General features: G+C 52.2%; 13 protein-coding genes and 1 pseudogene. 9 read left to right on the top strand and 5 right to left on the bottom strand.

The annotated features are described in order from the left end of the window. The first annotated feature begins 9 nt into the window (after positions 1–9). The 9 genes and pseudogenes from FVV99_RS17365 (at position 10) to FVV99_RS17410 (ending at position 7,518) form a co-directional block, all read left to right on the top strand. Positions 10–1,215, top strand: coding sequence for a mandelate racemase/muconate lactonizing enzyme family protein (locus FVV99_RS17365; RefSeq protein ID WP_148255392.1), 1,206 nt, complete (start codon positions 10–12; stop codon positions 1,213–1,215). Then, complete coding sequence (locus FVV99_RS17370; RefSeq protein ID WP_148255393.1) at positions 1,212–1,979, top strand: SDR family oxidoreductase; 768 nt, start codon at positions 1,212–1,214, stop codon at positions 1,977–1,979. Before FVV99_RS17365 ends, FVV99_RS17370 begins: the two co-directional genes overlap by 4 nt. 20 nt (positions 1,980–1,999) lie before the next feature. Beyond that, positions 2,000–3,049, top strand: coding sequence for an L-idonate 5-dehydrogenase (locus FVV99_RS17375; protein ID WP_201745145.1), 1,050 nt, complete (start codon positions 2,000–2,002; stop codon positions 3,047–3,049). Between the two features lie 384 nt (positions 3,050–3,433). Further along, positions 3,434–3,526: pseudogene (locus tag FVV99_RS17385) on the top strand (transposase); the annotation flags it as partial. A gap of 90 nt (positions 3,527–3,616) precedes the next feature. Further along, complete coding sequence (locus tag FVV99_RS17390) at positions 3,617–3,949, top strand: DUF427 domain-containing protein (protein WP_148255394.1); 333 nt, start codon at positions 3,617–3,619, stop codon at positions 3,947–3,949. 580 nt (positions 3,950–4,529) lie between these two features. Next, entirely contained in the window at positions 4,530–5,432 is a 903-nt protein-coding gene (locus FVV99_RS17395) for a GGDEF domain-containing protein (RefSeq protein ID WP_236645455.1), read from the top strand. A gap of 364 nt (positions 5,433–5,796) precedes the next feature. Further along, the gene (locus tag FVV99_RS18715) at positions 5,797–6,255 is read left to right on the top strand and encodes a general glycosylation pathway protein (RefSeq protein WP_201745146.1); all 459 of its coding nucleotides are present in this window, start codon (positions 5,797–5,799) and stop codon (positions 6,253–6,255) included. After that, positions 6,256–6,378 carry a hypothetical protein gene (locus FVV99_RS18960; RefSeq protein ID WP_269090068.1) on the top strand — a complete coding sequence of 41 codons (123 nt, stop codon included), beginning with the start codon at positions 6,256–6,258 and terminating at the stop codon, positions 6,376–6,378. It begins immediately after the preceding gene. Positions 6,379–7,038: 660 nt separating this feature from the next. Continuing rightward, positions 7,039–7,518, top strand: a complete 480-nt coding sequence (locus tag FVV99_RS17410; RefSeq protein WP_148255396.1) for an MgtC/SapB family protein — start codon at positions 7,039–7,041, stop codon at positions 7,516–7,518. 380 nt (positions 7,519–7,898) lie between these two features. Here the strand turns inward: FVV99_RS17410 and FVV99_RS17415 are convergent, their stop codons facing one another. The 5 genes from FVV99_RS17415 to FVV99_RS17435 form a co-directional block, all read right to left on the bottom strand. Then, complete coding sequence (locus FVV99_RS17415; protein WP_148255397.1) at positions 7,899–8,612, bottom strand: Crp/Fnr family transcriptional regulator; 714 nt, start codon at positions 8,610–8,612, stop codon at positions 7,899–7,901. A 201-nt stretch (positions 8,613–8,813) separates the two neighbouring features. Then, a complete protein-coding gene (locus FVV99_RS17420) occupies positions 8,814–9,536 on the bottom strand; it encodes a Crp/Fnr family transcriptional regulator (protein WP_148255398.1) in 723 nt (240 codons plus the stop codon). A 482-nt stretch (positions 9,537–10,018) separates the two neighbouring features. Beyond that, complete coding sequence (locus FVV99_RS17425; RefSeq protein WP_148255406.1) at positions 10,019–10,237, bottom strand: JAB domain-containing protein; 219 nt, start codon at positions 10,235–10,237, stop codon at positions 10,019–10,021. Positions 10,238–10,569: 332 nt separating this feature from the next. After that, positions 10,570–11,295: a Crp/Fnr family transcriptional regulator gene (locus tag FVV99_RS17430; RefSeq protein ID WP_148255399.1), complete on the bottom strand. Its 726-nt coding sequence runs from the start codon at positions 11,293–11,295 to the stop codon at positions 10,570–10,572. A gap of 201 nt (positions 11,296–11,496) precedes the next feature. Next, the gene (locus FVV99_RS17435; RefSeq protein ID WP_269090069.1) at positions 11,497–12,270 is read right to left on the bottom strand and encodes a Crp/Fnr family transcriptional regulator; all 774 of its coding nucleotides are present in this window, start codon (positions 12,268–12,270) and stop codon (positions 11,497–11,499) included. Between the last annotated feature and the right edge of the window lie 270 nt (positions 12,271–12,540).

Consider the following 12,540-nt stretch of genomic DNA (forward strand, 5'->3'; position numbering starts at 1 on the left):
GAGATGTCGATGAAAATAACCTCGATAGAGACGATCATTGCTAGAGAGTTTGAAAATGTGCTTTGGGTACGCATCCATACTGACGCGGGGCCGATCGGACTAGGGGAAACATTCTATGGTGCAGGAAGTGTCGCAGCACACATCCATGACACGCTGTCGCCACGCCTGCTGGGGCGCAACCCTCTGAACATCGAAGCTCTGCACCGCGAGATGACGGCGCTGCCACTCGCTCATGCCTCGACCGGCGCCGAGTCGCGAGCAGTCTCGGCGATCGACATTGCCTTGTGGGATCTGCTGGGCAAGGTGTGTGACCAGCCAGTCCATCAGCTACTGGGAGGCCTTTGCCGCCCGAAACTCAAGATCTACAACACCTGTGCCGGCTACGGTTATGTGCGCAATCGCGACATCCGTCCGGTCAATAATTGGAATATCGGCGCGCAGGAGGGGCCCTTCGAGGATCTGGATGCCTTCATGACGGACGCGGGCGAATTGGCTGAGAACTTGCTGGAAAGTGGTATCTCGGCCATGAAGATCTGGCCGTTCGATCCCATCGCCCAGGCAACTGGTGGCCTGGACATCAATGCGGAACAGATGAAGAGGGCCTTGACGCCGTTCGAGCAGATCCGCCATCGAGTCGGCGATGCCATGGACATCATGGTGGAGTTTCATTCCCAATGGAATCTAACCACGGCTAAACGTATCGCCAGGGCACTCGAACCTTACGATCCGTATTGGTTTGAGGATCCGATCAAGATGACTTCGACCGCCGCGCTGGGGGAATATGCCCGCTCGACTTCGGTTCCCGTCTGCGGTAGCGAGACACTCGGCTCGCGCTGGCCCTACAAGGAAATGCTTGATAAAGATGCCCTCGGTATAGTGATGGTCGACCTTTGCTGGACAGGCGGGTTGACAGAGGGGAGAAAGATCGCGGCGCTAGCCGAAACATACCATAAGCCGTTTGCCCCCCATGACTGCATCGGGCCGATCGGCTTTGCAGCCGCAATTCACATGTCATTCAGCCAACCGAACACGCTGATCCAGGAATCGGTACGGGCCTTCTATCGTGGCTGGTATCAAGAGTTGGTAACAAACGTACCCAACATCGAGAACGGCTATGTCTATCCCATGGAAGGTCCGGGGCTCGGCGTTGAGCTGCTGCCCGCCGTGTTCGAACGGTCGGATCTTATCGTACGTCGTAGTGAGGAGGATGCATGAGCGCATTGTTCGATTTAACAGGCAAAACCGCATTGGTGACTGGTTCCTCGGGTGGACTGGGGTTCGCCATGGCCCAGGGACTAGCCGAGGCTGGTGCCGAGGTGATCTTACACGGTAGAAACCAAGCAAAGCTGGATGAGGCCGTCAGCGAACTGCGTGATGCTGGTTTGGCAGCCGATTCCGTGTCTTTCGACATCACCCAGGAAACGTCGATCGAGTCGGCATTTAAGGACTTCGATGCAGCGCATCGCCAAATCGATATCCTGGTGAACAATGCCGGCATGCAATGGCGCAAGCCGATGACAGAATTAGCTCTGGAAGACTGGCAGAAGGTTATCGACACCAATCTGACGAGTGCCTTCCTGATGGGCAAACAGGCGGCCCGTCGGATGATCCAGCGAGGTGACGGTGGCAAAATCATCAACATTGGATCACTGACCAGTCAGGTTGCTCGTGCCACGGTGGCTCCCTACACAGCCGCCAAGGGTGGGATCCGGTTACTGACCTGTTCGATGGCAGCCGAATGGGCCCAATATGGCATTCAGTCCAATGCCATCGGTCCTGGTTACATGCTTACTGAAATGACCCAGCCCTTGGCCAACGACCCTGATTTCGACGGCTGGGTACGTAAGCGCTCGCCTTCCGGACGATGGGGGACGCCGGAAGATCTGGTCGGCACCGTGGTCTACCTGGCAGCCCCTGCCTCGAACTACGTCAACGGCCAGATCGTCTATGTCGACGGCGGCATGCTGGCCGTGCTGTGAGCAATCGGAGTGGATGTGACATGAACATGACAAGTGCCGTGGTGGCCCACGGTCCCCATGATCTACGTATCGACGAAGTGGCTTGTGAGGCACCAGGGAAGGGCGAGGTCACCATCCAGGTCGCCGCAGGCGGTATCTGTGGCTCGGATCTGCACTACTACCATGCTGGAGGCTTTGGAAACGTTCGCCTCAAGGAACCACTGACGTTGGGCCATGAAGCCGCCGGCTTTATCGCTACAGTCGGTGAGGGCGTCGATTCCGCGCTACAAGGACGTTTGGTGGCCATCAACCCCAGCCGCCCGTGCCAACACTGTCGATATTGTCTGAAGGGTTGGCAAAATCAGTGTGCCGATATGGTCTTCAATGGCTCGGCAATGCGCTTCCCTCATGCTCAAGGCATCTTTTGCCAGCAGGTAACCGTGCCCTTGACGCAATGCGTGTTTCCTCAGGCAGACATCACCCCAGGTGAGGCCGCGTTGGCGGAACCCTTTGCGGTAGCCCTTCACGCGGTACGTCAGGCCGGTGAGGTGTTCGGTAAACGAGTATTGGTGACTGGTGCCGGACCGATCGGCGCCTTGACCGTACTAGCCGCCCGCATGGCCGGTGCAGAAAGCATCACGGTCACCGACGTGACGGATTTCCCTCTGGAGAAAGCGAGCCAGATGGGCGCCGATGAAACCTTGAACGTCATTCATGACGGTGTGCTGGAACAGAGGGTGGCCGAGAGTGGAGGGTTCGATATTGCCTTCGAGGCATCGGGCGTCCCCGTTGCTCAGGTGCAAGCGTTACGAGCACTGGCTCCACGAGGCATTATGGTCACCATTGGCCTGGGGCAAGAGGCGACATTGCCGATGTCGCTAGTATGCGCCCGTGAACTCACTGTTCGGGGAACCTTCCGTTTCCATGAAGAGTTCGCACTGGCTGTGACCAAGATCCCGGAGCAACGTGAGGCGCTCGGTCACGTGTTGACTTCCACACTTGAATACACCAACGCGACCGAGGCTTTCGATCTGGCCTCGGATCGTAACCACTCACTCAAGGTGCAGTTGAGCTTCGAAGGAACGTATTGATACGGACCAGGCGTTGGTTAATTCTAGCGTCGCTGAACAATTGTTGGTCGCTAGGCTGGTATGGCTAGGGCCTTTAGCTCCTTATTATAGCGTCCGGAGGAGGGGCGCGACGCTATCCCGGTTTCTTTCGCTGGCTCCGAAGCGGCGCTGTGATGGTCAGGGCCGGCCCCCTCGAAGGCCTGGTGGAATATTAAAGCATTGCGCCTTGCATCAACCGGTGAGCCTCATCACGCGTCAGGTGTTGACGCCCTCGTAGTGTGTTATTCGCCACCCAATTTCGAACTGTCCGGTTTTCAGTTAGAAGCCAGACAGTTGTCGTTTGGTTGAATCGCCCCGGGTTTCGTAGACACCTCCAGGCATTATACTGAAGGCACCAAGGGGCCCATGAGCCGCCAGCGATATACCGAAGAATTCAAGATCGAGGCCGTCAAGCAAGTGACGGAACGAGGCCATCCCGTCACGGAGTCGCCACACCGTTGATTCGGCGCATGGGACAAACCATACTTGGATACTAGGCTGACTCTCAGAACACCATAACGACACCGTCGAGACGCAAGGGAAAGCACCATGGCAACGGCTTCTTCCGAGCCTCGCATCACCCTGCACCCGCACGATCGCCGGGTGACAGTCACCCTCGACGGAACATTGCTGGCCGATACCACGCGTGCCATCGAACTCCGCGAACCAGGCTACCCGCCGAGGCAATACATCCCCCATGACGACGTGCGGATGGACCTGCTCACATCCTCCGAGACCGTGACGCACTGCCCCTTCAAAGGCGATGCCTGCTATTTCTCGTTTGGCGATCAAGCCGATGTGGCGTGGAGCTATGATCAGCCGTTGGAAGGGATGGAAGCGATTGCCGGAAGGCTGGCGTTCCATGAAGAGGCGGTGGAATGACGGCTATCGCCCAGAGCGGACAAGTATAAAATGTATACACGATGGCCGCGTGCTGCCGACAACTCGATCTGATCAATTTCTCCATAAGATCCCGGCATAGCCCCCAGCTATCGGGGACCCTATAGTACTAAAGGTGTAATGAATACAATTTAATTTAAGAAAAACATAAAATGTGGCGATTTAGCTAAGAGGTTCTTCTTTAGTCAAGGTTACATCGAGGATCTTCGTTGACCGAATCCGTTAAGTAATCGCCGCTTTACACAGGGAGTATTAAGCTTTGTCATTGCTAAAAAAACAATATAACGTACATTGGCTGACGGGTCAGTTTTGTGAAGATAGCAGCGAGTCAATGTATCGGAGGTCCATCAAGACGAGGGTGCGGTTTGAGTCCTCTCTTTCGTTGATTGTGGCGGCCGTGATCTTTGGCATGTTTGCCATTACGGACTACTCCCTACTAGGCTTGACTAGAGAATATTACCTATTAATCACCATGCGCATCGTGGTGGTTAGTCTCTGCCTTCTCCTAGCATACATTATCGCACGTAGGGGCAGCTATTCCCATAAAATCTGGTTGCACGGTATGCCGCTCTGGATACTTGCGACGGGCATCATTTTGATTGTTCCCTTACGCCCCGAGAGCCTCTCCACGCAGGTAACGGCGGTGGTGGTAGCCACCATGGCTTTCTATCTCCTAATCCCTAATCTGCTGACGGTGGTGACGTTCGCCAGCCTCTATTTAAGCACTGGCTTTCTGGTATCTGCGGTACTGTTTGCTGAGATTGCACCGGTGGAGACGCTTCGCATAGCGCTGTTGTTGGTTATGACCAATGTAGTGGGCTTCTGTGCCTTGCTGCGTTTAGAGAGCTTGCAACGCAAGCAATTTTCTCTGCTTCATGAAGCGCGCGATCAAAATCGCCAACTGCTCAAGGAAATAGCTCATCGAAAATCACTGGAAGAACAGTTGCGTATGGTCGCCGAGCGGGATGCTCTGACGGGACTCAATAGTCGTAGTCATTTCATGAAGCGTGCCAAGGCACTGTTGCAAAGTTCGCGATTGGAAAAGGTGCCGTTCAGCCTTTTCATGATCGATGTGGACCATTTCAAGAGCATCAACGATACCTGGGGCCACAGTCAGGGAGACTGGGTGCTGACCAAGATCTCGGAGATCTGTGCGCACTCTCTCCGGCCTACGGATGTGATAGGCCGTTTCGGTGGTGAAGAGTTCGTGGTCGCCCTGCCTGACACCGGCCCTGACGATGCTCTAATCGTGGCGGAGCGCTTGAAGACGAAGGTCGCCGAACTGCCGCTGAAGGAAGAAATGAGCGAGTTGTGCCTAAGCGTCACCATCGGTATCGCTATAGCACACAGTGAGGAAGTCGACCTACAGGCCCTGATCTCGCGAGCGGATCAGTCGCTTTACGTTGGAAAGCGCGACGGCAGGAACCGGGTAGTGATGTATCGCAAAAGGACGGAAGAGGAATGAAGAGAAGGAGAATTTGCTTTCTATCTAGGTCCGTTATTGGCCGGATAACGACGGCCCTCCTCAGGCCGTCGTTAGTCCTTATTAAACTTCCATCTGCTCAGCCATGTCCAAGGCATCATCTACCTCTATCCCAAGGTATCTGACGGGGCTTTCCGGCTTCGTATGACCCCAAGAGTAGCTGTACCGCTCTCAAGTTTTTCGTACGACGGTATATCAACGATGCTTTGGTGCGCCACATCGCGTACCATCGATGGATGCATCTAAACCAATTTCGCTAACCCAGGCTTTCACGATACGAGCATATTGTCTAATACCTGCTAGCGGTAACATCTGCCAGAAAATCAATCGACAGGTCGGAGGAGAAATGAATAAGGCGAAAAATATTTCTGATTTAATAGGGCGTGCTGTTTATGGAATCATCTGCTTGAGCTTGGGCATTATAAGTCTCACAATGATAGGTGTTGCCTTATGGGATATATGGCTCTCGGCACATGAAAGAACCTTGCTTGTTGCATCCCTTCTTAATGCTATCGGCTTGATCGTGATTGGAATGGCTGTCTTTGATGTGTCAAAATTCTTGTTGGAGGAAGAGGTTTTTAGTAGTAGCTCTACGAAGTCGCCTGCAAAACAGAGAGAGGCTTTGTTAAAATTTCTCGTAATAATAGCTATTGCTATAAGTCTAGAATCCTTGGTGTTCGTGTTTGACGCCGGGACAAAAGATATTACTAAATTGATCTACCCTACTTTTTTGTTGATTTCAGCCGTTTTGGTGGTGGTCGGTCTTGGTGTCTATCAGAGATTGACTCGTGATGATGATAAATAGATGAATGAAAAACTGGTTTTTCGTCGTCTTATATGGGCTGTTTCTGATCCGAAAGATGGCCCACTGGACTGCCAATCAGGTAGATCTTCATCAAACGTCGAAGAGCCTGTTTTTGGTAAATGATGTGGTTATCAATCTGGGTGTTAGCCTTGTGGAAGAACTCGTTGCCTAGACTGACTACAACTATCCAGATCTTATCATAGGTGCAGTGGTGGGTGTTGTTGTAATTAACAGTGTCAGGCGAATTTTTCTATCAAAATTTAAATGTTAATGTATCGACGCTTGGGTAATTGACTGCCCAGGCTTCGACAAACTGTGAAAAGGTTTTAGCGTATATGCGAAGGTGACCAAAGTCCGAGTTTGGCTGAATGAAGAACGTTAGGCTATACTGCAAGAGTAGCCAACGACCCAAAGCCGGCCTTCCGAAAAATTCAGTTGTTGAGCTCATCGGTATTATACAGTCGGCATGATGCTTATTGTTATGTGTGTCAACCATGCTTGATATACTGATTTTCCAAATGGGCGACTTCGTTGTATGCAGTATTACAGGGGCATGTAGATATGTTTTTTAACGATAGGAATTGTTAGGAGATGAGGAAGTGTTTCATGCGTCATTTGGACTACGATGCAATCAATTAAGTCACGAAGAATGCCCCGCAAAAAACTACATGAAATTTATCATTTTTATCTGGAGTTTCTGATGTTTTGTTATTAAAAATAACAAGGATTTGTCCCCAGGGTGAAAGATGAATCACGAGTCACAAGGGTTACAGGAAAAAAACGATGGAATTTATCGTAGATGCCATTATGTCTGAGTTTTCGGATTTTAACGATTTTAGTGAGTTCATCGTTGTTGTGATTCGATTACTGTTCGCTGCTCTTCTGGGGGGAGTGCTTGGGCTTGAACGGGAGCGGCGTGGCAAGGCCGCTGGAATACGTACCCATATGTTGGTTTGCATGGGGGCTGCTCTGTTTATATTTATTCCGCAGCAAGCGGGTATCTCGGATTCGGAGATGAGTCGAGTCATTCAGGGGGTAATTACCGGCATCGGTTTTCTGTGTGCTGGAACCATCATCACCGGCGAGGATGACCAAGGTGTTACAGGGCTTACCACGGCGGCTGGTATTTGGTTCACGGCAGCCATAGGGGTAGCCGTTGGTCTGGGCCGCGAGCAGACTGCGGTGTTGTGTACGGTTCTAGCTTGGGTGGTACTGTATGTGGTGCCTTTCTTTACTCGCTTGATACGCAATGACCCCTCATAATGCTGAGCACCAAAAAATTAAATTCTTTTCAGAGCGTCGACATAGCACCTGATGACTCCATTGAATGCGTTCCCTGTACCTACGGTCACTGGACGCGTGCCACACGCTGGTTACAAACGATGATATCCTCCTTTTCCGAACGTCCACTCATGGCCGAATAACGACGACTAAAGTTATAATGCAGCCATCTAGGAGGATAGAATGAGCGACGACAACCCCATCAAACGATGGACCGCGAAGCGCAAGGCCGCCGTGGTCATGGCTAATCTATCGGCTGGGGGTGCTGGGGCGCGTTAAGCACCCGTTGGCCCTTCGATCAGATAACGGGCTCGTTGTTAGTGGATAAGAAGGTCTGTAGGAAAGAAGTCAGGTTGCTATTTTTATAATGACGTTATTACTCTGGCATATAGCGCGCAATCTTCGGAATAGCGCGCACAGGACGCCTCAATCAGGCCCGGCCGGTCAAGCACATCGATTTCGCCATGATGATAATCAATCAAACCACGGGTTTGCAGGGCTATTGCGGCAAGCATAACGCCTGCCCGGCGAACGCCTAACATCATGGCTAGAAACTCATGGGTTAGGTACAGTTGATCAGTGCCAGCGCGATCTTGTGTCATCAGTAGCCAGCGGGCGAGACGCGCCTCAATCGCGGGAAAGTGATTACAAGCAGCCGTTTTCGCTAGTTGGTTCATCACGACATAGATATATCCCTTCATCCGCTGATTCAGTACAGGGCACTTCTCAAGTAGCCGCTTGAAGCGGGCTGCATTGATGCGCAGGGCAGACCCTGCACCTTGAACGAGCGATAGCAGTGGTGTGTCTTCAATGCCAAGCACTAATGAGGTGCCCAGCATGCCTTCTCGGCCCGCCATGGAGACTTTCAGGCGGTTGTCAGTTTCGACGACGGTAATAAGTGAAATAAAGCAATCGATAGGGAAGTAAACGTAGGTGATCGTATCGTCGGGCTGGAGCAGCACCTCGTTAAAAGCAAGCTCCACGGTCTCGCAGTCAGCCATCACCGCATTACGCTCAATGTCTGGTAGCGCAGCAAGTAGCTGATTGGTAGTGGGAACTTGCAATGTAGACGTCATGCGCCCTCCGGTCATAAAAACCTGGCAAACGGCACAATGAGGAAATCATTATTTCGATGTCGGTTGCAGGCTACCGTCAGAAAACTAGCTAACGGTAGTTCTGCATGTTGCTACTGAGGACAATCATGCGTCGGTACGATAGCGACATAAATTGCTAATACTTTTTGCGGTTATGTTTGACACCTTGGTTTGGCATCCATATTACGTTTCAACTTGGTTATGACTGAGCAATCGGTCGTACTCTTCCTTGACGACTGAATAGCACTCACAGACACGCTCCTCAAGCCCCGCCCTGTCTGTCACCGTGATACGTCCACGGTGGTAGGAGATCAAGCCGGATTTCTGAAGCTTTCCCGCTGACTCGGTCACGCCCTCACGTCGAACGCCGAGCATATTGGCGATCAATTCCTGGGTCATGTTTACTTTATCGCCCGGTAACCGATCAAGGCTGAGCAGCAGCCAGCGACATAGCTGCTGATCGACGCTGTGATGACGATTGCATACCGCTGTTTGCGCCATCTGCGTCAGTAGGGCTTGGGTATAGCGCAGGAGCAGTCGCTGCATCGGGCCTGCTCGGTTGAATTCGTTATTGAGCAGTTGACCCTTAAGACGGTATGCGTGCCCGGCGCTCTGGACGATGGCTCGGTTGGGCGTGGTCATACCGCCCATGAAGAGTGATACGCCCACAACCCCTTCATGGCCTACCACGGCAATTTCCGTTGAGGTGCCATCCTCCATCTCGTACAGCAAAGAGACGATCGAATCAAGCGGAAAGTAGACATGGGTTATCTGCTCTCCGGATTCACCCAGCGATTGGCCTAATGTCAGTTCGACCTTTTCGAGATCAGGCAACAGACGATTCACTTCCTCTTCCGGCAGTAAGCCAAGCAACGTATTTTGTTGAAAATGGCGCGGTTCAATCATCGAATACCCTCCGATTATCCTTGATAGTCGCGTAGTTCAAACTAAAACTTTTTATGTAAGCGCGCGTTGTGGGTATTGTTATACAACGAATTAACGTCGATTAGCGTGCCTAATCTGAGGATAGACTAACCGGGGGGGAAGAAAAACTTACTTACGTTAACGTAAAGAACGCTGTGCGGGCATGCGCACGAACCGTGAGTGGTTTCAGAGACACCAAGATGGGTGGATTTCACCTGCCCATGTTCGCCAATACACGGCCAGGTGATTATTTAACCCTCAGTGCGACGAGGGAGTTGCCATACAGGATGTCGCACTTATGCGCTGCAGGGGCGCAGTGCCACATACGAGAATCTCAATTTCGTTGCCGCAAGCAATGTGGCGCCACATCAGCTTTAACTAAATGACCGCTACTGGCCGAAAAAAGAAAATATCCCAACTGGGACCCGCCCCGGCGGGCGGATCCATTTCGCTCTACCATACCGCTACAAATACCGCATCTCCGCAAACGACGTGCATCCTTCACTGCCCACAACCACATGATCAATCACCTGAATGTCCATCAGTCCTAGGGCTTCCTTTAGCTGCTGGGTGGTAGGTTGATCTGAATCACTGTGTTTAGAGCACTTCGAGTGTGTAGATGTTGAAAATATTGGTGGCGCTGCCTTGAAAAACGGCCCCTGCCTCTGATGCTGCGCGCCAATACCCTAGAATATATGATGGAGGTCGACTCTTGAGCGCTCGCCGATAGTGGCGAAGTTTTCATCCTGCCAGCGGGTGACCGTTTCGCGGCCGAGATCGACTAGCTTGGTGAGAAACTACCATTCGACATTAATCTTGGAGGAGGCGCCCAGCGGTATCAGCTCGGCCTGGTTTTCTACCACGTGCACCGTACCAGGCGGTATTCAGCGGTCGAGAATTTGTGGCGGATCAGTCGATCCACGAGGTCTATGCCGCGTAGCTCCCTGTGCAGGGACGGTCTCTAAAGCTTAACGCTACTCAAGCAGGGGATGACGTCGGGGCGAGGTTAATGGGATTAGGTTTTTGCAGGTGGGGGCGTCAGCATCTTTGCGTATAGTGCGCGATCTTCGGTATAGCAGGCGCAGGACGCCTCGATTAGGCCCGACCGATTAAGTACCTTGATTTCGCCACGGTGATAACGAATCAAACCGCGCGTCTGTAAGGCTATCGCCGCCATCGTAATCCCTGCACGTCTAACCCCGAGCATCATGGCTAAAAACTCATGGGTCAGTTGCAAGTGATCAGTTCTGGCACGATCCTGGGTCATCAGCAACCAGCGGGCGAGGCGCGCCTCAATACGATGAAAGTGGTTACAGGCTGCTGTTTTCGCCATCTGATTCATCACTACATAGAGATATCGCTTCAGTCGTTGATGCAAGACGGGGCTTTCCAGTAACAGCCGTTGAAAGCTGGTAGCGCTGATTCGTAGGGCTGAGCCCTTGCCTTGAACCAAGGCAAGGAGCGGTTCCTCTTCGATGTCCAGTATCAGGGAGGTGCCGAGCATGCCCTCCCGCCCGGCCATTGCGACTTCCAAACGGTTGTCACCCTCGATAACGACAATCAGTGAAATAAAGCTGTCGACGGGGAAATAGACGTGGGTGATCATCTCGGCGGGGTGGAGCAGCACTTCTCCGAACGCTAGCTCCACGGTTTCGCACTCAGCCATAAATGCATTCCGCTCGAGGTCTGGTAGCGCCGCAAGTAGTTGATTGGCAGCGGGAACGTGCGAAATAGACGTCATGTGCCTCTCCGGTTATAAGAACCTGGCAAACGGCACAATGAAGGTAACTATCATTTTGATGTCGGCTGCAGATTGAAACCCCATCATCAGCTTTTCTGACGGGCTATCTGCATATTAACATTCGGTAAATCACGCGTCGGCACGGTAGCGCACATAACTCGATAATGCCTGCTTTGATTAGGGCTTATGCCTTATGCCCCGTCACATAACGTTTTGGTGGTTTAGCAGGCGGTCGTATTCTTCCTTGACCACCGTATAGCATTCGCAGACGCGCCCCTCCAGCCCAGGCCGGTCAGTCACAGTGATATGCCCACGGTGATATGAGATGAGGCCCGCTTTTTGGAGTTTACCCGCCGATTCGGTGACTCCCTCGCGACGAACACCCAGCATATTGGCGATCAACTCCTGGGTCATGATCAGTTTATCGCCCGGCAGTCGGTCAAGGCTTAGCAGTAGCCAGCGACATAGTTGCTGATCGACGCTGTGATGACGATTGCATACCGCCGTCTGTGCCATTTGCGTCAGCAAGGCTTGGGTATAGCGAAGGAGCAGTCGCTGCATTGGGCCAGCGCGGTAGAATTCGTTTTTGAGCATTTGCCCCTTGATACGGTAAGCCGTTCCTGCACTCTGAACGATCGCCCGGCTGGGCGTGGTTTCACCACCCATGAACAGTGACACGCCCACAACCCCTTCATGGCCCACAACAGCAATTTCCGTTGAAGCCCCATCCTCCATGACGCACAGCAACGATACGATGGAATCAATCGGAAAGTAGACATGATCCATTTGCTGTCCAGATTCACACAGCGATTGGCCCAATGTCAGCGTCACCTCCTCGAAATGAGGCAACAGCCGTTTCAGCTCCTCTTCTGGCAGCAAGCCAAGCAGAGCGTTTTGCTGTAAAACACTTAGTTCTTGCATTGAAGCTCTATCCCTATCGCTTGATTTCGCACAGCTTCTTATCGCAATGCCCATTATAATTTAATGATTTCAGATGCTTATACACGGGTATCTCAAGTTCAAGAGACACATTCCTCAATGTATAGAACGCCTTAGGCAAAACTCTGTACGCTAACGCACATAAGCTGGTTCATTCAGGCTTAAAAGCGTGATTCGTATCACAAAAGGGCAGGTTTTGCGGAGATTTCCACGCTATGTTCGCGAGCGCACAGTCAACTGCTGACTTAACGTCTAGTGTGAGGACAAGTGAGGCGAGGGAAATGCCTAAACAAGGATGTTGCACTA

Source organism: Aidingimonas lacisalsi (genome assembly GCF_008079445.1).
Taxonomy (GTDB): Bacteria; Pseudomonadota; Gammaproteobacteria; order Pseudomonadales; family Halomonadaceae; genus Aidingimonas; species Aidingimonas lacisalsi.